The organism is Nonomuraea sp. NPDC049709 (assembly GCF_040674815.1).
Classification (GTDB): Bacteria; Actinomycetota; Actinomycetes; order Streptosporangiales; family Streptosporangiaceae; genus Nonomuraea.
The window spans coordinates 93,534-119,073 of the sequence record NZ_JBFANM010000029.1; the positions used below are offsets into that span (position 1 = coordinate 93,534).

The 25,540-nt window shown below is 71.6% G+C and carries 24 protein-coding genes; 13 read left to right on the top strand and 11 right to left on the bottom strand.

The window, feature by feature from the left end; genetic code table 11:
- The first annotated feature begins 132 nt into the window (after positions 1–132).
- A complete protein-coding gene (locus AB0J69_RS28190; protein WP_364123039.1) occupies positions 133–1,659 on the top strand; it encodes an FAD-dependent monooxygenase in 1,527 nt (508 codons plus the stop codon).
- Positions 1,660–1,895: 236 nt separating this feature from the next.
- Positions 1,896–2,588: a maleylpyruvate isomerase family mycothiol-dependent enzyme gene (locus tag AB0J69_RS28195; RefSeq protein WP_364123041.1), complete on the top strand. Its 693-nt coding sequence runs from the start codon at positions 1,896–1,898 to the stop codon at positions 2,586–2,588.
- A 34-nt stretch (positions 2,589–2,622) separates the two neighbouring features.
- Here AB0J69_RS28195 and AB0J69_RS28200 read toward each other — a convergent pair whose 3' ends face one another.
- On the bottom strand, positions 2,623–3,171 hold the full coding sequence (locus AB0J69_RS28200) for a hypothetical protein (protein ID WP_364123043.1): 549 nt from the start codon (positions 3,169–3,171) through the stop codon (positions 2,623–2,625).
- The gene (locus AB0J69_RS28205; RefSeq protein WP_364123045.1) at positions 3,168–3,569 is read right to left on the bottom strand and encodes a VOC family protein; all 402 of its coding nucleotides are present in this window, start codon (positions 3,567–3,569) and stop codon (positions 3,168–3,170) included. The genes AB0J69_RS28200 and AB0J69_RS28205 overlap by 4 nt, the downstream gene beginning before the upstream one ends.
- A gap of 60 nt (positions 3,570–3,629) precedes the next feature.
- On the opposite strand from AB0J69_RS28205, the gene AB0J69_RS28210 reads away from it, so the two are divergent.
- From AB0J69_RS28210 to AB0J69_RS28220, 3 genes are all read left to right on the top strand, one after another.
- On the top strand, positions 3,630–4,274 hold the full coding sequence (locus AB0J69_RS28210) for a TetR/AcrR family transcriptional regulator (protein ID WP_364123047.1): 645 nt from the start codon (positions 3,630–3,632) through the stop codon (positions 4,272–4,274).
- Positions 4,275–4,384: 110 nt separating this feature from the next.
- Entirely contained in the window at positions 4,385–4,843 is a 459-nt protein-coding gene (locus AB0J69_RS28215) for an N-acetyltransferase (RefSeq protein ID WP_364123049.1), read from the top strand.
- A gap of 474 nt (positions 4,844–5,317) precedes the next feature.
- Positions 5,318–6,286 (top strand): NAD(P)-dependent oxidoreductase, encoded by a 969-nt coding sequence (locus AB0J69_RS28220; RefSeq protein ID WP_364123051.1) that lies wholly within the window; start codon positions 5,318–5,320, stop codon positions 6,284–6,286.
- Positions 6,287–6,391: 105 nt separating this feature from the next.
- Here AB0J69_RS28220 and AB0J69_RS28225 read toward each other — a convergent pair whose 3' ends face one another.
- The 5 genes from AB0J69_RS28225 to AB0J69_RS28245 are packed head-to-tail and all read right to left on the bottom strand — an operon-like array spanning position 6,392 to position 11,024.
- Positions 6,392–7,660, bottom strand: a complete 1,269-nt coding sequence (locus AB0J69_RS28225; RefSeq protein WP_364123053.1) for an ABC transporter substrate-binding protein — start codon at positions 7,658–7,660, stop codon at positions 6,392–6,394.
- 5 nt (positions 7,661–7,665) lie between these two features.
- Positions 7,666–8,670 (bottom strand): branched-chain amino acid ABC transporter permease, encoded by a 1,005-nt coding sequence (locus tag AB0J69_RS28230; protein WP_364123055.1) that lies wholly within the window; start codon positions 8,668–8,670, stop codon positions 7,666–7,668.
- Positions 8,667–9,548: a branched-chain amino acid ABC transporter permease gene (locus tag AB0J69_RS28235; protein WP_364123057.1), complete on the bottom strand. Its 882-nt coding sequence runs from the start codon at positions 9,546–9,548 to the stop codon at positions 8,667–8,669. The genes AB0J69_RS28230 and AB0J69_RS28235 overlap by 4 nt, the downstream gene beginning before the upstream one ends.
- Before the next feature lie 4 nt (positions 9,549–9,552).
- Complete coding sequence (locus AB0J69_RS28240; RefSeq protein WP_364123059.1) at positions 9,553–10,269, bottom strand: ABC transporter ATP-binding protein; 717 nt, start codon at positions 10,267–10,269, stop codon at positions 9,553–9,555.
- Complete coding sequence (locus tag AB0J69_RS28245; RefSeq protein WP_364123061.1) at positions 10,266–11,024, bottom strand: ABC transporter ATP-binding protein; 759 nt, start codon at positions 11,022–11,024, stop codon at positions 10,266–10,268. The genes AB0J69_RS28240 and AB0J69_RS28245 overlap by 4 nt, the downstream gene beginning before the upstream one ends.
- A 178-nt stretch (positions 11,025–11,202) precedes the next feature.
- Between AB0J69_RS28245 and AB0J69_RS28250 the strand changes: the two genes are divergently transcribed.
- Genes AB0J69_RS28250 through AB0J69_RS28260 form a run of 3 tightly spaced genes read left to right on the top strand, consistent with a single transcriptional unit; the run spans position 11,203 to position 14,709 of the window.
- A complete protein-coding gene (locus AB0J69_RS28250; RefSeq protein WP_364123063.1) occupies positions 11,203–12,567 on the top strand; it encodes a helix-turn-helix domain-containing protein in 1,365 nt (454 codons plus the stop codon).
- Positions 12,554–14,026, top strand: a complete 1,473-nt coding sequence (locus AB0J69_RS28255; protein ID WP_364123065.1) for a long-chain fatty acid--CoA ligase — start codon at positions 12,554–12,556, stop codon at positions 14,024–14,026. Before AB0J69_RS28250 ends, AB0J69_RS28255 begins: the two co-directional genes overlap by 14 nt.
- 41 nt (positions 14,027–14,067) lie before the next feature.
- Positions 14,068–14,709, top strand: coding sequence for a response regulator transcription factor (locus AB0J69_RS28260; RefSeq protein WP_364123067.1), 642 nt, complete (start codon positions 14,068–14,070; stop codon positions 14,707–14,709).
- A gap of 30 nt (positions 14,710–14,739) precedes the next feature.
- On the opposite strand, the gene AB0J69_RS28265 is transcribed toward AB0J69_RS28260, so the two are convergent.
- From AB0J69_RS28265 to AB0J69_RS28280, 4 genes are all read right to left on the bottom strand, one after another.
- Entirely contained in the window at positions 14,740–16,428 is a 1,689-nt protein-coding gene (locus tag AB0J69_RS28265) for a GAF domain-containing protein (protein WP_364123069.1), read from the bottom strand.
- 85 nt (positions 16,429–16,513) lie between these two features.
- Positions 16,514–17,248, bottom strand: coding sequence for an SDR family oxidoreductase (locus AB0J69_RS28270; protein ID WP_364123071.1), 735 nt, complete (start codon positions 17,246–17,248; stop codon positions 16,514–16,516).
- Positions 17,245–18,120: a dihydrodipicolinate synthase family protein gene (locus AB0J69_RS28275; protein ID WP_364123073.1), complete on the bottom strand. Its 876-nt coding sequence runs from the start codon at positions 18,118–18,120 to the stop codon at positions 17,245–17,247. Before AB0J69_RS28275 ends, AB0J69_RS28270 begins: the two co-directional genes overlap by 4 nt.
- A gap of 14 nt (positions 18,121–18,134) precedes the next feature.
- Positions 18,135–19,250 carry a mandelate racemase/muconate lactonizing enzyme family protein gene (locus AB0J69_RS28280; protein WP_364123075.1) on the bottom strand — a complete coding sequence of 372 codons (1,116 nt, stop codon included), beginning with the start codon at positions 19,248–19,250 and terminating at the stop codon, positions 18,135–18,137.
- Positions 19,251–19,315: 65 nt separating this feature from the next.
- Here AB0J69_RS28280 and AB0J69_RS28285 point away from each other — a divergent pair, with 65 nt between their 5' ends.
- The 5 genes from AB0J69_RS28285 (at position 19,316) to AB0J69_RS28305 (ending at position 25,535) form a co-directional block, all read left to right on the top strand.
- Complete coding sequence (locus AB0J69_RS28285) at positions 19,316–20,116, top strand: IclR family transcriptional regulator (RefSeq protein ID WP_364123077.1); 801 nt, start codon at positions 19,316–19,318, stop codon at positions 20,114–20,116.
- Positions 20,113–20,958 carry a sugar ABC transporter permease gene (locus AB0J69_RS28290; RefSeq protein ID WP_364123079.1) on the top strand — a complete coding sequence of 282 codons (846 nt, stop codon included), beginning with the start codon at positions 20,113–20,115 and terminating at the stop codon, positions 20,956–20,958. Before AB0J69_RS28285 ends, AB0J69_RS28290 begins: the two co-directional genes overlap by 4 nt.
- On the top strand, positions 20,955–21,830 hold the full coding sequence (locus AB0J69_RS28295) for a carbohydrate ABC transporter permease (RefSeq protein ID WP_364123081.1): 876 nt from the start codon (positions 20,955–20,957) through the stop codon (positions 21,828–21,830). The genes AB0J69_RS28290 and AB0J69_RS28295 overlap by 4 nt, the downstream gene beginning before the upstream one ends.
- A gap of 27 nt (positions 21,831–21,857) precedes the next feature.
- Positions 21,858–23,138: a hypothetical protein gene (locus tag AB0J69_RS28300; RefSeq protein ID WP_364123083.1), complete on the top strand. Its 1,281-nt coding sequence runs from the start codon at positions 21,858–21,860 to the stop codon at positions 23,136–23,138.
- Between the two features lie 114 nt (positions 23,139–23,252).
- A complete protein-coding gene (locus AB0J69_RS28305; RefSeq protein ID WP_364123085.1) occupies positions 23,253–25,535 on the top strand; it encodes a hypothetical protein in 2,283 nt (760 codons plus the stop codon).
- Positions 25,536–25,540 lie beyond the last annotated feature (5 nt).

Sequence of the window (25,540 nt, forward strand, 5' to 3'; positions counted from 1 at the left end):
GCACTAGTGCGATCTTGAATCGTTGTGCGCTCGTACCTGAATCATGGCCTGGCGGCGGTGCGTGGCGCCCTTTGACGCGGGCCGGACGGCGCCAGGAATATACCTGCATCCCCTACGACAAAGAGGACGCCCATGGATCTGGCGCGGCAAATCCCCGGCCACGTGCCCCCGTCCGTGCCCGTGCTCGTCGCGGGAGGCGGGCCCGTCGGCCTGGCGACCGCCGTGGAGCTGGCCCATCACGGCGTTCGCTGCCTGGTGGTCGAGCCGCGCGAGTCGGTCTCGTGGCTGCGCCCGCGCGCCAAGACCACCTCGGCGCGCTCGATGGAGCTGCTGCGCAGGTGGGGGCTGGCGGAAACGTTACGGGCGCGGGCGCCGCTGGCGGTGTCGTGGTCGGACGCGGCGGTGTTCGTCAACAGCCTGCTCGGGCGCGAGATCACCAGGATCGGCGGCTGCTTCGGCCTCGACCTGGCCGGCTCCGACCTCGCCGCCGAGCCCGGCCAGCAGGCGCCGCAACCGCTGGTGGAGGAGGTGCTGCGGGAGGCCGTCGGCGACGCGCTGTTGACGGGCCGGCAGGTGACCGGCCTCCGCGAGGACGCCGACGGGGTGACGGTGCGGATCACCTCCGCCGATGGCGAGGAGCACGAGGTACGCGCCCAGTACGTGGTGGGCTGCGACGGCCCGCGCAGCGTCACCAGGGCGGCCATCGGCGCCCGCTACGAGGGCCGCCAGGACGCCAGGCCCAACTTCAACATCGTCTTCCGCGCCCCCGGGCTGGCCGAGCGCATGCCGCACGGCCCCGCCGTGCACTACTGGGTGCTGAACCCGGCCCAGCCCGGCCTGGTCGGCCGCCTGGACCTGGAGGAGACCTGGTGGTGCATCGCGCAGGGCGTACGCGCGCAGGACGCCGACCCGGTGCGCCTGGTACGGAACCTGGCCGGGGCCGACATCGAGGTGGAGATCCTGGCCACCGACCCGTGGACCGCGCGGATGTTGCTGGCCGACCGGTACGGGAGCGGGCGCGTGTTCCTGGCGGGCGACGCGGCGCACCAGAACCCGCCCTACGGAGGCCACGGGTTCAACACCGGCATCGGCGACGCGGTCAACATCGGCTGGAAGCTGGCCGCCGTACTGCAGGGGTGGGCTCCGGCGGAGCTGCTGGCCACGTACGAGAGCGAGCGCCGCCCCATCGCCGCCGACACCATCGAGGCCGCCGCCGCGAACATGGCCACCCTCGCCCCCGAACTGGCCGACCCGGCGCTGATGGGGGACGAGGCCGAGTTCGAGAAGGTACGGCCGGCGGTGGCGGAGGCGGTGCTCAGGACCAAGGACAGCGAGTTCCACAGCCTGGACCTGGTGCTCGGGTACACGTACGCGGGCTCGCCCATCGTCGCCCCGGACGCCGGGGAGCGGCTGCCGCACCGGTGGCTCTCACCCGGCGAATCCCTGTACGACCGCCTGGGCCCCGCCTTCAGCCTCGTCGGGGACCAGGGGCTGCCCGGGGCCGCCGTGGTGGTGGGGGAAGCGCGGGAGCTGGGCGTACCGCTCCGGGTGGTGCACCTGCCCGGCGAGCCCTTGACGGTCGTCCGGCCGGACCAGCACGTGGCGTGGCGGGGTGCGGATCCGTCCGGTGCATTGCGGATGGCGCTCGGGCTCTCCTGACCCGGGGGTGGGTCGGTAGGTGTACCCGGGGCCCTCGTTGAGCTGAGAAACCCCCGCTTGACGAAGCCCACACGTCAGGTCATCGCCAACGGTCACCCTCCCGCCACACGGTTGCAGAGCCGTCCTGACCTGCCAGGCAGGAACCCCAGCCCCCATAATCGATGACCGAAGACCGATGACTTTCACCACCTTGGGATGTCTCTCTTCCCAGAACCCTCAGAAGAAAGACGTCCGGAATGCCAGACACGAGCCCAAAATCCACCCGTCGCCGTCGCCGCCGTGACCCGGCCGCCATCTGGCCGCTGATCCACACCGAACGAGCAGCCCTGACGTCCGACCTCGCCGCCCTGACAGAGGAGCAGTGGGCCACCCCGTCCCTGTGCGAAGGTCTGACGGTGCGCGAGGTGCTCGCCCACCTCACGGCGGGGGCCAGCCTGAACCCGGTGCGGTGGCTGGCGGGCGTGGTCCGCTGCCGCTTCGACTTCGACAGGCAGGTGGCCATGCGCCTGGCCGAGCACCTCGGCGCCACCGGAGCCGAGACCCTGGAGAGGTTCGAGGCCGTCGTCACGAGCACCACGTCCCCGCCGCTCCCGGTCATGGCGATGCTCGGGGAGACGATCGTGCACGGGGAGGACATCCGGCGCCCACTCGGCCTGAGCCGCGACTATCCGATCCCGACGCTCACCCGGCTGGCCGAGTACTACCGGGAATCGGACCTGGTCGTCCAGGCCAAGGGCCGGATCGGCGGGTTGCGGCTCGCCGCCACCGACGGCCCCTTCGAGGCCGGCGCCGGACCGGCTCTCGTGTCGGGGCGGACGCTGTCGCTGATCATGGCGATGACGGGGCGGGCGGCCTACTGCGACGAGCTGCAAGGAGACGGGGTCCCGATCCTGCGCGACCGCTCCGAGACAGCCGGAGAGCGGGCGTAGAGGGCCCGATCGGGTCCCAACGTCGGGTCCGCGTTCACGGGAACGCGGTGAACAGCACTTTCCAGGTCCCCGAGTACAGGCAGTTGGCGCTCGGCCTGGCGGACTTGGCCTCGCTGCACACCTTGAGCTCCACCTCAGTGACGTCCGACCTGCTGAAGAGGAGGCTGGGTGTCTCGTCGTCGAAGCAGTTGCGCAGGCGCTTGTGGGTGAGAGCGGGCTGTCCCTCGTCGTCGTAGTAGGTGATGCGGAAGACGGCCCACGCGCAGCGGGAGTCGCTGGGAGTGCGGTCGGCGAGCAGCACCCGGACGCGTACGTGCGCTACGGGCAGGTCGTCCTCGGGGTCGAGGCCGGTGGCCCGCAGCTCGCCGAGGGCCTTGGCCTGGCGGCCCGGCGAGTAGACGGGCCCCCAGCGGTCGAACGGGGCAACGCCAGCGGACGTACCGAACCTGGCGGACGCGACTGCTGAGGCCGCTGAGGCCGTGGAGGCAGAGGCGGTTGAGGCTGTGGCTGAGGCCGGGACGGCGGGGAGCGCGGCTAAGGCGGCCAGCAGCGCGCCGGCTGACAGGACGTGGACGGTACTCATCGTTGCTCCTTCTTCTGCTGCAGGGTGTAGAGACGGATCTCGATGCCGTCGGGATCGATCAGGCCGGCGACCAGCCAGCCGATGCTGCCCTCGGTGATGCCGGCGTGGGAGACGCCGAGGTCGTCGAGGCGGGCGACCCAGTCGCGGAGCGCGTCGAGCGTGGGCACCCCCAGCGCGACGGGGTCGAACCCGCCCAGAGCACGTACGCGGTCCGGCTCCTCGCGTAACGCGATCATCAGCGTCTGCCCCGCGTCGCGCATGGCCACGCCACGGAGCACCCCCTCCTCGACGAACTCGATCGCCACGCCGAGGCCCAGCACCCGCCCGTACCACTCCGCGCTCTTGCGTACGTCGGACACAGGCAGCTTGATGTGGTGGAAACCCTTGAGGACGGTCACAACCGGCCTCCTTGTCGGCGAAAGATTTAGAGTGACACTTTAAAGTGGTACTCTAAGTTCATGGCGGACGTCAATACCAGGAATCGGCGATCAGCACCGACCAGGCGGCGCATCGTGGAGGCGGCGCACGGCCTGTTCGCCACGCGCGGCTACTCGGGCACCACCTTCCAGGAGGTGGCCGACACGGCCGGGGTGTCCGTGCAGACGGTCTACTTCCATTACGGCAGCAAGAGCCAGCTGCTCAAGCACGTGGTGGACGTCGCCTCGGTGGGCGACGACGAGCCGATCCCGCTGCTGGAACGCCCCTGGTTCGTGGAGTTGCGCGGCTCGACCGACCCGAGGAAGGCGATCGCGCTGTGGGTCCGTGAGAGCGGGGCCATCTTCGACCGGGTGGCGGCGATCCTGGCGGTGGTGCGCGACGCGGCGGCCGGGGACCCGGAGATGGCCGAGCAGTGGCAGGTCAACAGTGGGCAGCGGCGCACGGCGCACGAGACCTTCGTCGGCATCCTCGACGGTCTCGATGCGCTGCGGCCCGGAATGGACGTCCAGCGGGCGACGGACGTCACTGTGGGGTTGCTGTCGCCCGATCTGTTCCTGGTGCTGGAGCGGGAGTGCGGCTGGAGCACCGCGCAGTGGTCGGCCTGGGCGGCCGGCCAGCTCGCCTATGCGCTGCTGGGGGCGGATGATGAGTGCTCTGACCGGTGACGTTCACCGGGTTGCCGCCGGAGGCGACAGACGGGCTGGGCGGTGAGCGGCGCGAGGGGCGGAATCAATCCGAATGCGACCCATGAGCTCAGCCTCATAGCCTCGGCATCATGAACGACCGCGCCCTCGTCCCGGACGACTTCGACGTGCCCCTGTACCTGGCCACCCCGCAGTTCCGTCTGGAGCCCCTGGGGCCCCAGCACAACGTTGCCGACCACGCCGCCTGGACCAGCAGCATCGAGCACATCCGCGCGACCCCGGGCTTCCCGGACGGAAACTGGCCTCCCGTTGGCGGCATGACCCTGGAGGCGAACCTCGCCGACCTGCAGCGCCACGCGGACGACTTCGCCCAGCGCCGCGGGTTCACCTACACCGTCCTCGATCCGGCCGGCGGCAAGGTGATCGGCTGCGTCTACATCTATCCCTCCCCCAGCGACCACCACGCCACTGACGTGACCTCCTGGGTCCGGGCCGACCGAGCCGAACTGGACGTGCCCTTGTACGAAGCCGTGACAGCCTGGCTGTCCACGCACTGGCCCCTCGGGACGCTCAACTATCACCCGCGCTGAGTCCACACCATCCCGAAGGGAACCGCCTCGGCCTCTGCGGGACGCCGCCCTGCGAAGTTGTTGTCCACCGCCTGTGGACAAACCTCACCGACCCCGCCCGCGCGAAGCACCCCAGGCGAAGGCCCTCGTGCGCGAAGCATCCCGCGCGAAGCGCCCCCTGGGCGGAGGCGTCGCGTGCCGGAGGGCCAGGCAAAGGCCCTCATGCGCGAAGCGCCCCCGGACCCCGGGCGAAGCGCCCCCGGGCGAAGACTCCTCTGCGCGAAGCGCCCCCTGGGCGGAGGCGTCGCGTGCCGGAGGCGCGCGCCTGGAAGACAGCCCGAGCGGCAGCGAGGTCCACTCGGGGCGGGCGTAGGGGGCCAAGCCGGTAACCAGCCCACGGGTGGGCGCCGGGCCTTTCCGGCGGGCACAAGCGGGCCGAACCGGTAAGCAGCCCACGGGTGGGCGGCGTCGCCGGGGCGGGTCTACGCTGGGCGCATGCGCGTAGTGGTCATCGGTGGTAGCGGTCACATCGGTACGTACCTCATCCCCAGGCTCGTCGAAGCCGGTCACGATGTCGTCAACGTGAGCCGGGGCAAACGTGACCCCTACACCCCGCACGGCGCGTGGCAGCGGGTCAGCACCGTCATCGCCGATCGGGAGGCCGAGGAAGCGAACGGGGCGGACGGGGCGTTCGGGCGGCGGATCGCCGAGCTCGAAGGTGACGTGGTCATCGATCTGATCTGCTTCAAGGAGAGCAGCGCGCGGGAGATCGCCGCCGCCCTCACCGGGCGCGTGCGCCAGTTCCTGCACTGCGGCACCATTTGGGTGCACGGGCCGAGCGCGCAGGTGCCGACGACCGAGGATCGCCGACGCGCGCCCTTCGGCGAGTACGGCGTGCAGAAGGCCGCCATCGAGGCGTTCCTGCTCGACCTCGCCCGCCGCGACGGGTTCCCCGCGACGATCATCCATCCGGGGCACATCACCGGGCCGGGGTGGGTGCCGGTCAACCCGGCGGGCAACGTCAATCCCGCCGTCTACCAGGCGCTCGCCGACGGTGACGAGCTCGCGCTGCCCAATCTGGGCATGGAGACCGTCCAGCACGTGCACGCCGACGACGTGGCGCGGCTGTTCATGGACGCCATGGCCAGTCCCTCCGCCGCCATCGGGGAGAACTTCCACTCCGTCGCCACCACCGCGCTGACGCTGCGCGGGTTCGCCGAGGCGGTGGCCGGCTGGTTCGGGAGGGACGCGCGGCTGGCGTTCCTGCCGTGGGAGCAGTGGCGGGGCACGGTGTCCGAGGAGGACGCCCAGGTGACGTACGACCACATCGCGCACAGCCCGCACTGCAGCATGGCGAAGGCCGAGCGGCTGCTCGGGCACCGGCGCCGGTACACCTCTCTGGAGGCCGTCTCCGAGGCGGTCGACTGGCTGGTCCGGGCCGGGACGATCAAGCCCCAGCCCTGACCGTCCAGCCCTGACCGTCCAACCCTGACCGTCCAACCCCGACCGTCCAACCCCGACCGTCCAGCCCCGACCGTCCAGCCCCGAGCGGCCCCGTTCGTCAGCCGGTCAGCCCGTCAGCGGGCCGAACTCCTTGCGGGTGTCGATCACCTCGCCGAACAGCTCCCACCGCTCACCCTTGAACGTCATGAGCTGCATCGACTCGATCGGGAACCCGTCGCCCTGGGCGGTGTTCAGCGTCACCCCGGGCAGCAGCATGTCCACCTTCACGTCCTTCAGGTTGCGGACGGAGTCCCGCAGCCCCTCGCGGGTCGGGCACGCGGCCGCCTCCATGGCCCTGTGGAAGCTGGTCGCCGCCGCCCATCCGAACGTGTGGTACGGCACGTTCGGGTCGGCACTGGGCGCGTACTGCTTCATCTTCTCCTTGTAGAGCATCATCTCGGCGTCGTTCGCCCATGTCGGGTCGTTCGGGTCCTTGTAGTACGTGGCCGACACGACGCCCTGGACGTTCTCGAAGCCCACCGGCTTGAGCACGGTGATCGAGGCGGCGACGTTGTTGACGATGTGCAGCGGGTTCCACTTGGTGTTCTTGGCGTCGGCCGCCAGCGCCTGCGAGCCGAACTTGGGCGTGGTGATGTTGAGGAACACGTCCGCCTTGGAGTCGGCGAGGTTGCGCACCTGCGGGTCGATGCTGGGGTCGGAGACCTCGTAGCTCTGCTCGGCCACGACCTTGATCTGGGTGCCCTCCAGCGCCCGCTTGAACCCGCCCAGCAGGTCCTTGCCGAAGTCGTCGTTCTGGTAGAGGACGGCGACCTTGGCCTCCGGCTTCTCCTGCTTGAGGTAGGCCGCGTAGACGCGGGCCTCGGAGACGTAGTTGGGTTGCCAGCCGATGGTCCACGGGTGCGCGGCGTCGGTGCCCCACTTCGAGGCGCCGGTGGCGACGAAGACCTGCGGCACCTTGCGCTGGTTGGCGTAGTCCCAGGTCGCCGTGGTCGAGGGGGTGCCCAGCGTCTGGAACAGGGCGAACACCTGCTCCTGCTCCACCAGCCTGCGGGCCTCCTCGACGGCCTTGGGCGGCTGGTAGCCGTCGTCGCGTACGACGAACTCGACCTTGCGCCCGCCGATGCCGTTCTTCTCGGCGTTGATGTAGTCGAAGTACGCCTTGATGCCTTTGGGGATGTCCCCGTAGGCGGAGGCGGGGCCGGACAGCGGGTAGATGCCGCCCAGTTTGATGCTCTTGTCGGTGATGCCGGTCGTCTGCTGCCCCTGGCACTGGCCCGAGGCGGCCGTACCGGTGCCGCCGCCGCTGTCCCGCCCCCCGCAGGCGGCGACGGCAAGCAGGAGCAGCGCCGTGCAACCGATCGCAGAAACTCGCATCCCTCTTACTCCTTCCGGGGAATCTTCTTGATCAAGCGCCCGGCCAGCCCGGCGAGCCCCGTCGGGGCCACGTACATCACCACGATGATCAGCAGGCCGAAGATGACGCCGGGCGCGGCGTCGTTGACGTCCTGCGAGATGCTCGGCACGAACATCACGAACAGCCCGCCGAGCACAGGTCCGGACAGCGAGCCCAGTCCCCCGACGACCAGGCCGGCCAGCAGGGTGATCGACAGGTTCACCGTGAACGAGTCCGGTGACACGAACCCGATCACCCACGTGTAGACGCAGCCCGCCGCTCCCGCGAACATGGCGCTCCAGGCGAACGCGAGCGTCTTGTAGAACGACAACCGCACACCCATGACCTCGGCGGCCGTCTCGTTGTCCCGGAGGGCGTGCAGCGCCCGGCCGACGCGCGACCGCAGCAGGCCGGCGACCAGCAGGAACGCGACCACGGCGACGGCCAGGGTGAGGAAGTACAGCCACTGGTCCTCGGCCAGGCCGCTCCACGCGGGCGGCGCGGGCTTGGGCAGGGTCAGGCCCATGGACCCGCCGGTCACCTCCTCGAACCGCTTGAGCAGCGGCACGAGGAAGATCGCGATGGCGAGCGTCACGAGCGCCAGGTACAGGCCGCGCAGCCGCATCGCCGGGATGCCGAGGGCCAGCCCGATCAGGAACGCCACCCCCGCCGCGACAGGCAGGGTCAGCAGGTACGGGAGCTCCCAGCGGTCGAGCAGGATGGCTCCCGTGTACGCGCCGACGGCGAAGAAGGCGCCGTGGCCGAGGGAGATCTGCCCGGCGTGCCCGACGAGCAGGTTGAGCCCGAGCAGCGCCACCGCGTACACCAGCACCATCGTGAGCTGGAAGACGTGGAAGGGGACGAGCTGGAAGGGCGCGTAGACGGCGGCGGCCAGCAGCAGGGCCGCCCCCACCCACCGCCAGCGGGGGTCGAACGTCCGCCGCTGCCGTACGGAGGGCGGCGTCACCTTGGCACCGACCTGTGTGCTCATGCCCGCTCCACCACCGCTCGCCCGAACAGTCCTTGGGGCCGTAGCAGCAGGACGCCGAGGATGATCACCAGCGGCACCCCCACTTTCAGGTCGGAGCCGATGAAGCCGACGTAGGCGCCGGCGAGCGTCTCCGCGACGCCGACGACGAGCCCGCCGACGACCGCCCCCACCGGGCTGTCGAACCCGCCGAGCGTGGCGGCGGCGAAGGCGTAGATGAGGACGCCGCCCATCATGTTGGGCTCCAGGAACAGCAGCGGCGCCACCAGCACGCCCGACACCGCGCCCACGGTGGCGGCCAGCCCCCAGCCGAGCGCGAGCGTCCAGCCCACCCTGATGCCGACCAGCCGCGCCGAGGCGGGGTTGGTGGCCACCGCCCGCATCCCGAGGCCGATCTTGGTGTGCTGGAAGAGCAGGTACAGCAGCCCCATGACCAGCGCCACCACCCCGAGCACGCCGAGCGTGGACAGGCTCACGCTGACCCCGGCCGCCTCCAGGGCGCCGCCGGGGAACGGGTTCGGGAAGTCCTTGATGAGGAACGTCCAGATCCAGCCGGCCGCCGCGTTGACGAAGATGAACAGCCCGACGGTGACGATCACGATGGTCAGCTCGGGCGCGCCCTCGACCGGCCGGATGATCACCCGTTCGATGAGCATCCCGCCCGCGAACGACACCACCAGCGTCACCGCCAGCGCCGCCCAGAACGGCAGCCCGGCGGCCACGCACTGCCAGGCGATGTACGTGGAGAACATGGCCAGCTCGCCCTGGGCGAAGTTCACGATCCCGGTGAACTGGTAGATCAGCACCAGGGCCAGCGCCAGGCTGGCGTAGATGGCGCCCGCGCCGAGGCCCTCGACGAGTTGCTGCAGGAATCCGGCCATCGCGCTACACCCGGTACCCGAGGTAGGACTGCGCGACCTGCTCGTCGGCCCTGATGTCCTCGGCCGTGCCCGACAGCACGATCCGCCCGGTCTCCAGGACGTGCGCCTGCTGGGCGATGCCCAGGGCGAGGTGGGCGTTCTGCTCGACGACGACCACGGTGGTGCGCTCCTCTGCGTTGATGGCCTGCACGATGCGGAACAGCTCCCGGGTGACCAGCGGGGCCAGGCCGAGCGACGGCTCGTCGAGCAGCAGCAGCCGGGGGCGCAGCATGAGGGCGCGGCCGATGGCCAGCATCTGCTGCTCGCCGCCGCTGAGGCTGCCGGCCGTCTGCTTGAGGCGGGTCTTCAGGACCGGGAAGTAGGTGTGGATGCGGCCGAGGTCCTCCTCGACACTCGCCCGGCCACGCCGGACGAACGCGCCCAGCCGCAGGTTCTCCTCGACGGTCAGCGACATGAACGTGCCCCGCCCCTCGGGCACATGCGCGATGCCCTGCCTGGCGAGCGCGTCGGGCGAGCGGCCCACGAGCTCGGTGCCGCCCAGCGAGACCTTGCCGCGCGCCTTGACCATGCCGGACAGCGCCCGGAGCAACGTCGTCTTGCCCGCGCCGTTGGGCCCGAGGATCGCGCAGATCTCGCCCTCGCGTACGGTGAAGCGCACGCCGTGCAGCACCCGCGCGTCCCCGTAGCCGGCGACCAGGTCTTCCACCACCAAGTCGGTCATGCGGCCGTCCCCAGGTACGCCTCGATCACGGCGGGGTTCCGCTGGACCTCTTCCGGCGGGCCTTCGGCGATCTTGCGGCCGAAGTCCAGGCAGACGATGCGCTCGCAGATCCCCATGACGAATCCCATGTGGTGCTCGACCACGACCACCGTGAGGTCGTACTCGGAGCGGATCGCCGCCAGCGTGCCGGCGAACTCCTCCACCTCGGACGAGCTGAGCCCGTTCACCGGCTCGTCGAGCAGCAGCAGCCGGGGCCGGCCGACGAGCGCCCGGGCCAGCTCGACCCGTTTCAGGGTGCCGAACGGCAGCCCGGTCGCCGGATGCCCGGCCACCTCGGACAGGCCGAGCTGCCGCAGCACGGCGTCGGCGTCGGCCCGCAGGGCGCGCTCCTCGCGGCCCACGCCCGGCAGGCGCAGCCCGGCGGACAGGAATCCGGCGCGGCCCCGGTGATGCGCGCCGACCAGCACGTTGTCGCGGACGGACAGGCGGGGGAACAGGCCCAGGTTCTGGAACGTCCTGGCGATGCCGAGCCGCGCGATGGCGTGCGGCGCCACGGCGGTCAGGTCCGCGCCCTCGTACGCGATGGTCCCCGAGTCGGCGTCGTAGCGCCGGGTCAGGCAGTTGAACAAGGTGGTCTTGCCGGCACCGTTCGGCCCGATGAGCCCCACCATCTCGCCGCCCGCCACCTCGAACCCCACGCCGTCCAGCGCGGTGATGCCGCCGAAGCGAACGGTAAGATCGTGTACCTCCAGCATCCGGCCTCCTGGAGAACAATGTTCTAAGTTGGGCTCAGCGTAGGATCCGCTGAGAGAAGGCCGCATTGGGCACGGTGACCCAAGATGTTTCAGGCGAGTTGTCCTCTGAGCACAGCGTGGGTCTCGGAGCGGTTACGACCCGTTGACCGCCCGGCCATGGCCATGGATCATCCCGGGCATGTCCACCGGTTCGAGCACCGTGGAAGCCGCCGTCCGCGCGGAACGCACTCGCATCCTGTCCGAGCTGCTCAACGACCTCCATGAACTGGCCGGCGTCGCGGTCGCGACGATGCGCGAGGAGATCCCCGCCTACGAGGCGCAGGGACCGGCCTTCCACGCTGACGTGCGGGACCAGGTGGTCAAGCACTACGGGGCCAAGCTGGGCGTGCTGCTGGAGGAGCGCACGGTCACGTTCGAGGACATCGCGTTCACCCGGCGGGCCGCGATGCGCCGGGCCAGGGCGGGGGTGGCGCTGGCCGACTACATCAACGCCTTCCGGGTCGGGCAGCAGGTGTTCTGGGAGGCCGTGGTCGAGCGGGCCGGGCACGCGTACGCGGGCCGCGAGGCGGCGCTGTCGCTGGCGGCCCCGCTGATGCGCTACTGCGACTTCGCCAGCACGCACGCGGCGAACGCGTACATGGAGTTCCAGCAGTACGCGGCGGCCGAGGCCGTCCGGGAGAGCCGGGACCTGCTGGAGACGCTGCTGGCGGGCGGCGTGCCGACGCGCGGCAGGGAGCTGGCCGCCGCGCAGGCGCACGGCCTGGGCCCGGACGCGCGCACGCCGCTGCTCGTGGTGATCGCGGTGCTCGCCGGGCCGCCCACCTCCGTGACGACGGGTCCCGACCAGGGCACCGACGCCCGGCACGCGGCCTGCGCGGCGATCGCCAGGACCGGCGGGAACGGCACGCGCACGCTGTCGGTCGTCCGCCAGTCGGAGATCGTGGCCATCCCCGCGCTGGGGCCCGGCACCGGGCCCGAGGAGTTGTGCGACCGGCTGCAGGGCGTGCTGGAGAGCCTGGCCGCCGAGGGCATCAGGCTGGCCATGGGCATCAGCACCGTCTCGACGGGCACCGCGCAGATCCCCCAGGCCTACCAGGAGGCCAGGGCCGTGCTGGACTTCGTGCCCGAGGAGGGCGGCGTGGCGGCGCTGCCCAGGATCACGCCGTTCCAGTATCTGGCGCTGAAGGCCGACGACACCGCCCGCCACCTGGTGGACCCGCGCATCACGTCGCTGCTGGCCGAGGACCGGGCGCGCGGCGGCGTGCTGACGGCCACGATCAGGGAGTTCGCCGCCGCCGACCTGAACCTGCGGGCCGCCGCCGAGCGGTTGCAGATCCACCCCAACACCGCTCAGTACCGGCTGCGCCGGATCCAGGAACGCACCGGGCGGAGCCTGCGCTCGATCAACGATCTCGTCGAGCTGCTCGTCGCGATCGCGCTCCAGGACACTCTTCCCACCAATACTGGGCGGGAAAGACTGGCCACCGCGACCAATGAGGGGCGTGCGAGAGCCGACGTACGGTCTTTCCATGAACCTCGCTGACCGGCTCCACGCCGCCGCCGCCCGGCTCGGCGGCAGGGCGGTTCTCACGCTGGACGAGGCGGAGCTCACCTACGGCGCGCTCGACGGGCTCAGCGCCCGCCTCGCGGGCCTGCTGCGGTGCCGCGGGGTCGGCCCCGGCGACCGGGTCGCGATCATGTTGCCGAACGTGCCCGAGTTCGGCGTCGTCTACTACGGGGTCCTGCGGCTGGGGGCCGTGGTGGTGCCGCTCGATCCGCTGCTGAAGCGGCGGGAGATCGCCGCGTACCTGGGGAACTGCGGGGCCCGGCTGCTGATCGCCTGGCACGCGTTCGCCGAGGCGGCGGAGGCGGGCTCGGCCGGCACGAAGGCGGACTGCTTCTTCGTGGTGCCCGGGGAGTTCCGGCGGCTGCTGCGCGGCGTCGCGGCCGAGCCCGAGATCGCCTCGATGGCGGGCGGCGACACCGCGGTCATCCACTACACCTCCGGCACGACGGGGCGGCCCAAGGGCATCGAGCTGACCCACGCGAACCTGGGCGGCAACGCCGCCACCGTGGCCCGGATGCACGCGCTCGGGGTGGACGACGTGGTGCTGGGCGCGCTGCCGCTCTATCACACGTTCGGGCAGACCTGCTCGCTCAACGCGACCGTGCACGCGGGCGCGCGGCTGACGCTGCTGCGCCGCTTCGAGGCGGGGCCGGCGCTGGAGGTCATCAGGCGCGACGGGGTGACGGTCTTCCAGGGCGTGCCGACGATGTTCATCGCGCTGCTCGACCATCCAGGCGCCTCCGACATGTCGATGTTGCGGGTCTGCGCCTCGGGCGGTGCGGCGCTGCCGCTGGACGTGCTGCGCGCGTACGACGCCAGGTTCGGCTGCGAGATCATCGAGGGGTACGGCCTCAGCGAGACCTCCCCCGTGACCGCGACCAACCGGGGCGGCCACCTCCGCCGGCCGGGCTCGATCGGCTGGCCCATCAGGGGCGTCGAGATGAAGGTCGTCGGCGAGGACGGCCACGAGGTGCCCGGCGGCGAGATCGGCGAGATCGTGGTCCGGGGCCCCAATGTCATGAAGGGCTACTGGAACGACCCCGAGGCCACGGCGGAGGCCGTCCGCGACGGCTGGTTCCACACCGGCGACCTCGGCCGGGTGGACGAGGACGGCTACTTCTTCCTGGTGGACCGGCGCCGCGACGTGATCATCCGGGGCGGCTACACGGTCTACCCGCGCGAGGTGGAGGAGGTCCTGTACGAGCACCCGGCGGTGCGGCAGGCGGCCGTCCTCGGGGTGCCGCACCCGGAGCTGGGCGAGGAGATCGAGGCCGTGGTGGCCCTGCGCGCCCCGGTGACCAGCGACGAGCTGCGCGACTTCGTACGGGAGCGGGTGGCCGCGTACAAGTATCCCCGCCGCGTGTCGTTCGTGGACGAGCTGCCGATGAGCCCCACGGGCAAGATCCTCAAACGCGCTCTCACGTCGAGGACCTAGGTCCCTACCGGGCGGGCGCGGGCAGCGCATAGCGTGGAGGCATGATACGCGTGTTCCTCCTCGACGATCATGAAGTCGTCCGCCGTGGTGTGGCCGCCTTGCTGGACTCGGAGGACGACATCGAGGTCATCGGCGAGGCCGGCACGGCCGAGTCGGCGATCGCGCGCATCCCCGCGCTCATGCCCGACGTGGCGGTGCTCGACGTGCGGCTGCCCGACGGCAATGGCGTGGACGTGTGCCGCGAGGTGCGCTCCCGGGTGCCGGGGCTGGCGTGCCTGATGCTGACGTCGTTCGCCGACGACGACGCGCTGTTCGACGCGGTGATGGCGGGGGCCTCCGGCTACGTGCTCAAGCAGATCCACGGCTCCGACCTGGTGGGCGCGGTGCGTACGGTGGCGTCCGGGCAGTCGCTGCTCGACCCGCAGACCACCGCCGCCATGCTCCAGCGCCTGCGCGACCAGTCCGCCAAAAAGGACCCGCTGGCGGCGCTGTCGGAGCAGGAGCGGCACATCCTCGACCTGATCGGCGAGGGGCTGACCAACCGGCAGATCGGCGAGCGCATGTTCCTGGCCGAGAAGACGGTCAAGAACTACGTGTCCAACCTGCTGTCCAAGCTCAACATGCAGCGGCGCACCCAGGCGGCGGCGCTGTCGGCCCGCCTGCGCGCCGACCGGCACGAATGACCTGACCACGACCGCCGGCGCCGGACGCGGTCACAGGGGCACCGTCCAGTTCAGCGCCGTGCCGCCGCCCTCGGCCGGGGCCGCCTCGAACGTGCCGCCCAGCCCGGCGGCCCGCTCCTCGAGGTTGCGCAGCCCGCTGCGCCGCCCCTCTTCGGGCAGCCCCACCCCGTTGTCCCGCACGGCGAGCGTGAGCCGGTCGCCGGTCACCTCCACCGACACCTCCGCCCTGGTGGCCTTGGCGTGCCGGACCACGTTGGACAGCGCCTCGCGCAGGACAGCCAGCACCTGCTCGGCGAGGTCCTCGGAGATCAGGTTGTCGAGCTGGCCCTCCATCCGCAGGCCCGGCATGAAGCCGAGGTGGCCGCGCGCGCCCTCCACCAGGCCCACGATCCGCGCCCGCAGGCTGGGACCGGCCGTCTCCCTGACGTTCTGCAGGGCGAAGATCGTGGAGCGGATCTGGCGGATCGTCTCGTCCAGCTCGTCGATGGCGTGCTGCAGCCGGTTGGCCGCCTCGGGCCGCTCCACCAGCCGGACCGTGCTCATCAGGGTCATGGCGGTGGCGAACAGGCGCTGGATGACCACGTCGTGCAGGTCCTTGGCGATCCGGTCGCGGTCCTCCAGCAGGCCCAGGCGCTCGGCGTCGCGGCGCGTGTCGGCCAGCTCCAGCGCGATCGCGGCCTGGCCGGCGAACGCCTCCAGCATGCGCAGGTCGGCGCCGCTGAACGGCAGCCGGCCCGACCGCTTGGCCAGGGCCAGCACGCCGCGTACGGAGCGGCCGGCGCCCAGCGGCATGAGCAGCTCGGGCCCGAGGCCGAGCGGGCGCAGCGGGGAGTCCTCGTCGAGCAGGTTGCCCGCCGACACCGCCCGCCCCTCGTTGAACACCCCGCCGGCCGCCGTGGAGGTCAGCTCGAACATCAGGTCCGACACCTCCTGGACCAGCTCGCCCTGCGCGCACTCCACCCGCAGGTGGTCGCCGCCGTCGTCGGGCAGCAGGATCTGTACGAGATCCGCGTCGGTCATCTGCCGGGCCCTGGTCGCCACGATGCTCAGCACCTGGCTGGTGTCAGCCCCTGACAGCAGGCTGGTCGTCACTTCCGACGACGCCTCCAGCCAGGTCTCGCGCCTGCGCGTCTCCTCATAGAGGCGGGCGTTCTCCACCGCGACGCCGGCGGCCGTGGCCAGCGCGATCACGATGGCCTCGTCCTCCTCGTCGAAGTCGCCGCCGCCGCGCTTCTCCGTCAGGTAGAGGTTGCCGAACACCTCGTCGCGCACCCGGATCGGCACCCCGAGGAACGTGCCCATCGGCGGGTGGCCGGGCGGGAACCCGTACGACTCGGGGTGGTCGGAGATGCGGCCCAGCCGCAGCGGGCGCGCGTCCTTGATCAGCAGCCCGAGCAGGCCGAGCCCGTGCGGCCAGTGCTCGATCTTGGCGATCTCCTCGTCCGTCAGCCCCACGGGGATGAACTGGACGAGCGTCTGCTCCTGCCCGACCACGCCGAGCGCGCCGTAGCTGGCGTCCACCAGCTTGGTCGCGGTCTCCACGATGCGCCGCAGCACGGTCTCCAGGTCCAGGTCACTGCCGACGGACACGACCGCCTCCAGCAGCGCGTGCACGCGGTCCCTGGTGGCCAGCACGGCGTTGAGCCGGACCTGGAGCTCGGCCAGCAGCTCGTCGAGCCGCATGTTGGGCATCAACGGAGGGTGCTCTCCATCCACCATGGGCCCAGTTTCGCACCTTTGGGCAGCGGACGGCGCGGCCGGTACGGGTTGTCGCGACGAGCTCGGCACCCTCCCTGGTCACGGCTCAGGGCAGGAAGCGTTCGCGCAGGTCGGGGCGGAGCCACGCGGCCGGGGACGCGATCGACAACCCGCCGTCCACGGGCAGGACGACACCGGTGACGAACGCCGCCTGCGGCGAGGCCAGGAACGCCACCGCCCCGGCCACGTCCTCCGGGGTCCCGGTGCGGCCGAGCGGGTAGCCCTCGGTGGCGCGCGCCAGGTCCTCGCCGCCGATCAGGCCCGGGGCCACCGAGTTGACGCGGATGCCGGCGGGGCCGTACTCGAGGGCGAGCTGGCGGACGAAGGCGTCCAGACCGCCCTTGGCGGCGGCGTACGCGGGCAGGCCCGGGGCGGCCAGGAAGGAGTTGACCGACCCGACGGCCACCACCGCACCGCCCCTGGGCATCTTGGGCAGGGCGGACCTGCACAGGTGGAAGGCCACGTCCAGGGTGGCCCCCAGCGCGGCCCGCCACTGCTCGTCCGTGGTGGCCACGACGGGGGCGACGGGCATCACGGCGGTGGCCAGCACCAGCACGTCCAGCCCGCCGGCCAGCTCCGCCGCCTCCTCCACCGCCACGGCGGCCTCGGCGGGGTCGGCGCAGTCGCGGGTGAGGAAACCGGCGTAGGCGGGGTCGTCGCACGGCTCCAGCCCGATGCCGACGACGCGGTCGCCCCGCGCGGCGAAGGTCGCGGCGACGGCCCGCCCGATGGGCGAGTTGCCGCCGGCCAGCAGCACGCCCCGGGCGTCCGGCCGGGTCACCACAGGTCCGCCATGACGTGCTCCAGCAGGGCGCGGCTGGCCGCGTCGAGGGGCCGGGCCGGGGAGCGGACCGCCGCCGAGGCGATCAGCCCGCGCCGGACCAGCACCTCCTTGTGCACCGCCCACGCCAGTCCGGGCTGCATCCCCGAGCGGATCAGCGGCAGCAGCCGGGCGTGCCCGGCGCGCGCCTCCCCGGTACGTCCCGCCGCCCAGTCGGCCAGCACCGGCGCGAGCAGGTCCGTGAACTCGCAGGCCGGCATCGTCCCGACCGCCCCGAGGGCGTACTCCTCCAGGCAGAACAGCGCGTTCTGCCCCCCGAACACCGCGAACCCGTCGGCCACCCCCGCCACCACGGCGGCGACCTTGGGCGCCGTCGGCGGCGCCTCCACCTTGACGGAGGTCACCCCGTCGAGCTTGCTGAGCTCCACGATGAGCGGCTCGGGCATGCTCACCCCGGTCGCGCCCGGCGCGTCCTGCACCATGACGTCCACGCCGGTCCGGGCCGCGATCTCGCCGTAGAAGTCCACGAGTTGCCCGCCCGTGGGCTTGACCAGGTACGGCGGCAGCACCATGAGCGCATCCGCGCCCCCGTCCCTGGCGGCCACGGCCTGCTCCAGCGCGCTCGCCGTGCTGGTGGAGCCCACTCCGGCCACCACGGAAGCCGGGCCGGCCACGGCGCGCACCTCGGCCAGGATCCGCGCGCGGTCCCCGGTCGTCAGGGCGAAGCCCTCGCTCGCCATGCCGAACACGGCCACGCCGTCCGCCCCCGACGCGAGCTGCCATTCGGTCAGCCGCCGCAGGCTCGGCAGGTCCAGCTCGCCCTCGTCCGTGAACGGGGTGGCGAGGATGGGGATCAGTCCAGACAGAACCAACGAAACTTCTCCAATCACAGTGCTGACAATGCGGAAGGGTCGACGTCCACGCCGAGCCCCGGCCCGGACGGCACGGGGAAACCGGTGGCGTCGCCGGGCAGCGGGGCCCGCAGGATCGCGCCGGCGACCTCGCAGGTGGTGGGCTGGTACTCGAAGAAGGCCAGGTTGCCCAGGGCCGCGCTGACGTGGACGCCGGCGGCCAGCGCGACGCCGAGGCCGGTGGAGTGGTGCGGCGCCACCCGTACGTGCTGCGCCGCCGCCAGCTCAGCGATCGAGACCAGCTCCGTGATCCCGGTACGCCCCACGTCCGGCTGCGCGAGCCCGAGCGCGCGCCGGCCCAGCCAGTGGCCGAACTCGTACCGGTTGCGCAACGTCTCCCCCACCGCGATCGGCAGGTCGGCCCGCCGCACCAGGTCCCGGTGGCCTTCGACGTCCTCGGGCGCGAGCGGCGCCTCCAGGAACAGCGCGCCCCGCTCGGCCAGCCCGCGCGCCAGCCGTACGGCCTGCGGCACGTCGTAGACCCAGTGCGCGTCCACCGCCACCTTCAGCCCCGAGGCGGCGACCGCGTCCACGGTGGCGAGGTCCTCCGCCACCCCGTGCCCGAGGTGCAGCTTCACCATGGTGGCGCCCTTGGCCGCCCACTGGCGGGCCAGCTCGGAGCGCTCGGCGTCGGTCGGCCTGGGCAGGCCGCTGACGTAGACGGGGACGGTCTGCCGGAACGCGCCGCCGAGCAGCTCGGCGACCGAGCGGCCGGTGAGGCGGCCGGTCAGGTCCCACAGCGCGATGTCCACGGCGGCCAGCGCGTCGGCCTGGTGGCCGGTGAGGTGGCCGCGCTCCCGCATGAGGCCACTCAGCTTCTCCCACAGCGGGCGCACGCGCGTCGGGTCCTCGCCGATCAGCGCGGGCGCGAGCAGCCGCTCGACGATCGCGGCGGGCACCTCGGGGGCGACCGGCGCCAGCGCCTCGCCCCAGCCGGTCGTGCCGTCGTCGGTCGTGATGCTCACCAGCAGGGTCTCGAAGCGGGCCGAGTAGAGGCTGCGCCAGGGCGGGCGGACGAAATAGCCCTCCTCCTGGGCGGGCGTGCCCAGGTAGGCGTCCTCGTGCCGGATCTTCACCGGGAAACATCGCACTTGACGAATTTGCGGCATGTGCGTGACGATCCCACATAGTGCAAGCCAATTGCAATGGAGACAGGGTGGCTTCCGACCAGAGCAACAATCAGAGCGTAGAACGGGCTATCTCCGTCCTGCGGGCGTTCCTGACGGGCCGGCCAGAGCTGCGCGTGTCGGACGTCGCCAAGGCCACCGGGCTCGGCACCTCGACCGCCTCCCGGCTGCTGGCCACGCTGGAGACGCTGGAGTTCGTCGAGCGGGACGAGGTGAGCGGCCTCTACCGGCTGGGCACCGCCCCCATCACGCTCGGCGGCGTCGCGCTGAATCAGAACCCGGTGCACCGCGAGGCCCGCCAGATCGCCCAGGACCTGGCCGGCACGCTCGGCCTGGGCGTCAACGTGGCCGTCAGGCGCGCGGAGTCGATGTTCTACCTGCTGAACTTCGAGGGCAGGCTGGCCCCCAGGTCGTTCGTGCTGACCGGGCAGCGCAAGCCGCTCTACGCGACCGGGATCGGCAAGTGCCTGCTGCTCGCCCTCACCCCCGAGGAGCGGCGCGAGCTGCTGCCCGAGATGCGGCCGTTCACCTCCCGGACGATCGTCACGCACGATGCGCTGGACCGGGAGCTGGCCGCCACGACCGGCCGGGGCTACGCGACCGAGGTGGAGGAGCTGGCGTTCGGCCGCGCGTGCGTGGCGGCGCCGATCCGCGACATGTCGGGCACGATCGTGGCCGCGATCTCGATCTCCGGGCCGCTGTCGGCGATCGACCTGGAGGCGCGCGAGGCCGAGCTGGCCCGCACGATCATCGAGACCGCCGACTCCATCAGCATCGGGCTCGGATACGTCGGCCCGGTCCACGCCGTCGCCGCCTCGGGCCGGCCATGAGGGGACGCAAGCTCTCCGACGGCCAGTTCGCCTGGTTGCTGATGGTGCCGGGGCTGGCGCTGTTCCTCGCGATCATCGCGTACCCGCTGGTGTCCGCGCTGGTCACGGGCTTCTTCGAGCAGAGCCTCGTGCGGCCCGGCCGGTCCTTCGTCGGCCTGGCCAACTTCGCGGACCTGCTCGGCGGCGACTTCTGGCCGGTGCTGCGCAACACGCTGGTGTTCACGCTCGGCGCCACGATCGCCCCCTTCCTGATCGGGTACGCGCTGGCGCTCGCGCTCAACGCCGGGCTGCCCGGCTGGCTGCGCGGCCTGTTCCTGTTCCCGTGGGTGATCCCCGGCGTGGTGGTCTCCTTCCTCTGGCTGTGGATCTTCAACGCCAACTACGGCGTGCTCAACGGCCTGCTCGGCACGCACATCAGCTGGCTCGGCGAGCCGACGACGGCGATGATCGCGGTGATCGTCACCAAGACCTGGGCCAGCTTCCCCTGGATGATGGTCATGCTGCTGGCCGGCCTGCAGACGATGCCCAAGGAGCTGCACGAGGCCGCCTCGGTGGACGGCGCGGGGGCGATCCGCCGCTTCAGGTCCGTGACCGTGCCGCACATGCGGGCCATCGCCGGGATCGCGTTCCTGCTGGAGTTCATCTGGAACTTCCAGCACTTCGACACCATCTACGTCCTGACCGGCGGCGGCCCGGCGGGCGCGACCAAGACGTTCGCCGTGGCCGTGTACGACACCGCGTTCAAGGGCTTCGACCTGGGTCACGCCACCGCGCTCGGCGGCCTGTGGATGCTCCTGCTGCTCGTGCTGATGGCCTTCTACCTGCGCAAGGAGAACGCATGACGGCCACGCTCACCCGTACGGTCCCGCTCGCGAGCGCCCCGAGGAGGCGCCGGCCGCGCTCCCGGGTGGCCGCCTGGATCGCCGTGGCGGTGATCGGGGTGTTCGGGCTGGCGCCGATCTACTGGCTGGTCGTCACCGCGTTCACGCCGGACGACAAGGCGTTCAGCTTCCCGCCCGCACTGTTCCCCACCGAGATCACCTTCGACCACTTCACCAAGCTGGCCGAGAACGAGCAGCTCTTCGGCTACCTGGTCAACAGCGTGATCGTGTCGGTCGTCACGGCCTTCCTCAGCGTGCTGGTGTCGGCGTACATGGCCTACGCCTTCTCCAAGTTCCGCTACCGGGGCCGCAAGTCGCTGATGCACCTCATCCTGGCCTCGCAGCTCTTCCCGCAGGCGGTGCTGCTGATCACCCTGTACGCCGTCTTCAGCGCGACCGGCCTGCTGGGCAGCTACGCCGCGCTGATCCTGTCGTTCACCACGTTCACGCTGCCGCTGTGCGTGTGGATGCTGAAGGGGATCTTCGACACGGTCCCGAGCACCCTCATGGAGGCGGCCGCCATCGACGGCGCCTCGCGCTGGCGCACGCTGCACCAGATCGCGCTGCCGCTGGCCGCGCCCGGGCTGGTGGCGGCCGGGCTGTTCGCGTTCGTACGGGCGTGGAACGACTTCATCTTCGCGCTCACCCTCACCGACCCGGCCCGGCAGACGCTGCCGCCGGGCCTGGTGCACACCTATCTCGGGGAGTTCCAAACCGCCTGGCCAGATCTGATGGCCGCGTCCTTCGTCGTCTCGCTCCCGGTCATCGCCGCGTTCATGTTCCTGCAGCGGTACCTGGTGGGCGGACTCACGGCGGGCGCGGTCAAGGGCTGACCTCCATCCCCCTTTTTCAGGAGAATCATGAACACGCTCAACCGCCGCGACGCCTTCCGCCTGCTCGGCCTGGGGGCGCTCGGGGCAGCCGTGGCCGCCTGCGCCCCCGATGCCTCCTCCGGAGGGGCGCCGAAGGGTGACGCGGGCGCGAAGACGTTCGGCTTCACGTCCTGGTCGCTGAACGAGGAGGCGCAGAAGGGCGCGGTGCAGGCCATCGTGGACGCCTACGCCGGGGCCAAGCAGGTGAAGATCAGCACCGCGTCGTTCCCGTACAACGAGTACCTCAACCAGGTGACGCTCAAGCTGCGCGGCGGCCAGCTCACCGGCGCGATCCAGCTCGACATCTCCTGGCTGGCCGCGCTGGCCGCCATGGGCAAGCTGAAGGATCTCGGCGCGCAGGGGGCCAAGGGCGGCTACACGGACGTGGCGCTGAGCAGCGGGCAGTTCGGCGGCAAGCAGCTCGGGCTGCCGTGGACGACCGGCTCGATCGGGCTGGTCGCCAACACCGAGATCCTGAAGAAGGCCGGGGTGGAGGAGCTGCCGGCCACGATCGAGGAGTTCGAGGCGGCGCTGCGGGCGGTGGCGAAGCTGGGCGGCGGCATCACGCCGTACGCGGCCGCGACCAAGGCGGCCCAGCTCAAGGACATCCTGCCGTGGATGCGCACGTTCGGCAGCCCGCTGCTGGAGGGTGACACGATCACCGTGGGCGACGACGCGTCGGTCGCGGCCGTCGAGTGGTACAAGAAGCTCTACGACGCCGAGCTCATCGCGCCCGACGTGGACCGCTTCGACGCCCGCGCGCTGTTCGCCCAGGGCAAGGCGGCCTTCTACGACGACGCGATCATCACCCGCGGGGTGGTGGCCGCGCAGTCGCCGGACAAGGCGCTGACCGGGAAGATGGCGCCGCTGGCCAGGCCGGTGCTGAAGGCCGGTGACACGCCGCAGGCGCTGCTGTGGGGCCACGTGATCGTGGTCGTGGAGGGTGCGGGCTCGGACGCCGCCGCCGACTTCGCCGCGTACGCGACCTCCGACACCGCCACCGTGGCCTCGTTCTTCGAGAAGGTGAAGCTGCCGCCCACCACCACGGCGGGCCTGGCCGACCCGAAGGTCTCCGGCGACACGTTCACCACCGAGTGGACCGAGAAGATCACCAAGACCGCGACCGCGAACCCGTTCTGGCGCTACGCCGGATACGCCCAGATCGAGACCGCGATCGCCGAGCAGGTGCAGGCCGTGCTGGTCGGCCAGTCGCCGGCCAAGGAGGCCCTGGCCAAGGCGGCCGAGACGGCCAAGCCGCTGCAGAAGTAGGACAACCGCCCGGCAGGGGACCCGGTTCGGGGGGAACGCCCATTCCCCCCGGGGCCCTCCCACCGGGCGGCTTCCGTACACACCCGTGCCCTTCACGACAGAGGTGGTTCCCTCATGCTCGCACGGACGCGCATCCCCCACGTCTTATCCGCCCTCGCCGTCCTGCTGCCGCTCATCCTCACGATCGGGCCGCCCGCCCTGGCCGCGCCCGGTCCCGTGCAGGCCGTCGTCACCACGCGCGACGCCGCCTACCGCGAGACCGGCGCGTGGACGCAGGCCCAGCGCACCGGTTACCTCGCCGGCACGACGCGCTTCACCAGGGAGGTGGGCGCCACCGCAACCTGGACGCTCACCGCGCCGCTCGACGGCGAGTTCTCGCTGGACGTCTGGATCCCCGCCTCCTCCGACGTCAACGATCCCGCCGTCCTCTACTCCTGGGGGCAGACCCAGGTCCGCGCGAACCAGGCCGCCTTCGGCGACGCCTGGCATCCCCTGGCCACGCTGCGGCTGGCCGAGGGTGACGCCGTGGCCCTGACCGTCACGGCCGCCACCGCGGGCAAGGTCACCAGGGCCGACGCCGTACGCCTGCGCTCGACCGCGCCCCACCAGGACGTGCTGGTCAACCAGAGCGGCTACGACCTGACCGGTCCCAAGCGCCTCACCGCCCCCGGCGCGGCGGACGGCACCCCGTTCACGATCACGCGGGACGGCTCGACGGTGTTCAGCGGCACGGTGAAGGGCGGCGTCGGCGACTTCACCGCCTTCCGCCCCGCCTCCGCCGGCCCGTACGTGGCCACGGTGAACGGCGGCACCTCTCACCCGTTCGGGATCGGCCCCTACTGGACCTACCGGGTGGCCGTCCAGCGGGCGGTGGACTTCATGGTGCAGACCCGCTGCGCCCACGGCGACGCGGGCAAGCTCGTCTTCACCGACCCCAAAGGGCCGCACTGCAACCGCGGCAACACCGGGGTGGCCTGGCGCGACGACCACCAGTTCTCGTTCTCGCTGCAGAGCCTGATCGAGCTCTACCTGTCCAACCCGGACGCCTTCACCCGCTCCCCCGGCACCGGCCGCTACGACGGGCTGGCCGTCCCGGCCGCGCCGGACGCCCCCGAGATCGTGAAGCTGATCAACTGGGGGGTGGACCTCTACCTCCAGGGCCGGGTCAACCACGACCTGCTCAAGGAGCAGCTGGCCTGGTTCGTGCACGCGTACCCGCATCTGGAGCGGTGGATCCCGCGCGAGCAGTACCTCAAGGCCCGCGACCACCTGACGGCCACCTGGGGCGACCCGGCGCGCGACCGGTGGAACTGGTACGACATCCCGCACAGCGCCGACCTGTTCCAGACATACACCGTCATCGGCACCGGCAAGGGCATGTTCCCGCCCGGCCACTCGATCGTGCCGAACCTCATGATGTACGACGTCGCCCGGCGCGACGGTCTGCCGGAGCCGCAGCGCTACCTCGACGCCGCCCGCGCCCAGGTGGACTGGATCGTGGACAACCTCGACTGGACCGACCCGGCCACCACCAAGGGCCAGCGGATGAGCGAGCACGTCACGATGGAGTCGCTGGCCTACTACGCGGCCCGGTATCCGTCGGCGGCCCTGCGTACCAAGATCGAGCAGTGGGCCGACGTGGTGATCGCCCGCTCGGAGAACATGTGGGATTTCCGGAAATATTCGGACTCCTTGTGGATCATTCCCGAGTTCAACGAGCCGGGGAACGTCGCGGGCCTGCCCGCCGCGGCCCTCGCCGCCGCCCGCGTGCTCGACGACCCCGCCCGCGAGACCGCGCTGCGCAGGATCGCGGCCGGTCACATCGACCACGTCTTCGGCCGCAACCCGGCCGACGCCCACTTCTCGCACGACGCCGCCACCCCCGGCGGGTTCGAGGGCGTGGAGCGCGGCTGGCCCAAGGAGTATCCGCCCGGCCATGGCGCGGGCGAGCTCGAAGAGGTGCAGGGGGTGCTCGACGGCTCCCCCAAGGAGGCGTCCTACCCCTACGTGCCCGACGCCGACCTCGGCTACACGGAAGGCTGGGTGGCCTTCAACACGGCGTGGAACGCCAGCCTCGCCCAGCTCGCCGTGGACCGGACGAGCATCCGGCACTCCACCCCGCGCCCGGGCGGCCCGCTCACCGTACGGCTGCGCGCCCCGCTCAACCTCGACGCCACCGCCCGCGAGACCGGCACGTTGCGGGCCACCTCGTCGAGCGGCGACAGCGAGACGATCACGGTCACCGAGTCGGGCCCCAGTGCCCTCGACTTCACCGGCACGATCCGGACCGCGTCCGGCAGGGCCAGGCCCGGCGACGGGATCCTCCAGCTCGGCCCCGGCCAGAGCGTGACCCTCTCCTACGGCCTCGGCGCGTTCGCGACGACCGTCACCTTCTGAGAGAA

Bases quoted from the DNA above. Each gene is read 5' to 3' on its own strand.
- AB0J69_RS28190 (WP_364123039.1), top strand. From the start codon at position 133: ATGGATCTGGCGCGGCAAATCCCCGGCCACGTGCCCCCGTCCGTGCCC.
- AB0J69_RS28195 (WP_364123041.1), top strand. From the start codon at position 1,896: ATGCCAGACACGAGCCCAAAATCCACCCGTCGCCGTCGCCGCCGTGAC.
- AB0J69_RS28200 (WP_364123043.1), bottom strand. From the start codon at position 3,171: ATGAGTACCGTCCACGTCCTGTCAGCCGGCGCGCTGCTGGCCGCCTTA.
- AB0J69_RS28210 (WP_364123047.1), top strand. From the start codon at position 3,630: ATGGCGGACGTCAATACCAGGAATCGGCGATCAGCACCGACCAGGCGG.
- AB0J69_RS28215 (WP_364123049.1), top strand. From the start codon at position 4,385: ATGAACGACCGCGCCCTCGTCCCGGACGACTTCGACGTGCCCCTGTAC.
- AB0J69_RS28220 (WP_364123051.1), top strand. From the start codon at position 5,318: ATGCGCGTAGTGGTCATCGGTGGTAGCGGTCACATCGGTACGTACCTC.
- AB0J69_RS28225 (WP_364123053.1), bottom strand. From the start codon at position 7,660: ATGCGAGTTTCTGCGATCGGTTGCACGGCGCTGCTCCTGCTTGCCGTC.
- AB0J69_RS28230 (WP_364123055.1), bottom strand. From the start codon at position 8,670: ATGAGCACACAGGTCGGTGCCAAGGTGACGCCGCCCTCCGTACGGCAG.
- AB0J69_RS28235 (WP_364123057.1), bottom strand. From the start codon at position 9,548: ATGGCCGGATTCCTGCAGCAACTCGTCGAGGGCCTCGGCGCGGGCGCC.
- AB0J69_RS28240 (WP_364123059.1), bottom strand. From the start codon at position 10,269: ATGACCGACTTGGTGGTGGAAGACCTGGTCGCCGGCTACGGGGACGCG.
- AB0J69_RS28245 (WP_364123061.1), bottom strand. From the start codon at position 11,024: ATGCTGGAGGTACACGATCTTACCGTTCGCTTCGGCGGCATCACCGCG.
- AB0J69_RS28250 (WP_364123063.1), top strand. From the start codon at position 11,203: ATGTCCACCGGTTCGAGCACCGTGGAAGCCGCCGTCCGCGCGGAACGC.
- AB0J69_RS28255 (WP_364123065.1), top strand. From the start codon at position 12,554: ATGAACCTCGCTGACCGGCTCCACGCCGCCGCCGCCCGGCTCGGCGGC.
- AB0J69_RS28260 (WP_364123067.1), top strand. From the start codon at position 14,068: ATGATACGCGTGTTCCTCCTCGACGATCATGAAGTCGTCCGCCGTGGT.
- AB0J69_RS28265 (WP_364123069.1), bottom strand. From the start codon at position 16,428: ATGGTGGATGGAGAGCACCCTCCGTTGATGCCCAACATGCGGCTCGAC.
- AB0J69_RS28290 (WP_364123079.1), top strand. From the start codon at position 20,113: ATGAGGGGACGCAAGCTCTCCGACGGCCAGTTCGCCTGGTTGCTGATG.
- AB0J69_RS28295 (WP_364123081.1), top strand. From the start codon at position 20,955: ATGACGGCCACGCTCACCCGTACGGTCCCGCTCGCGAGCGCCCCGAGG.
- AB0J69_RS28300 (WP_364123083.1), top strand. From the start codon at position 21,858: ATGAACACGCTCAACCGCCGCGACGCCTTCCGCCTGCTCGGCCTGGGG.
- AB0J69_RS28305 (WP_364123085.1), top strand. From the start codon at position 23,253: ATGCTCGCACGGACGCGCATCCCCCACGTCTTATCCGCCCTCGCCGTC.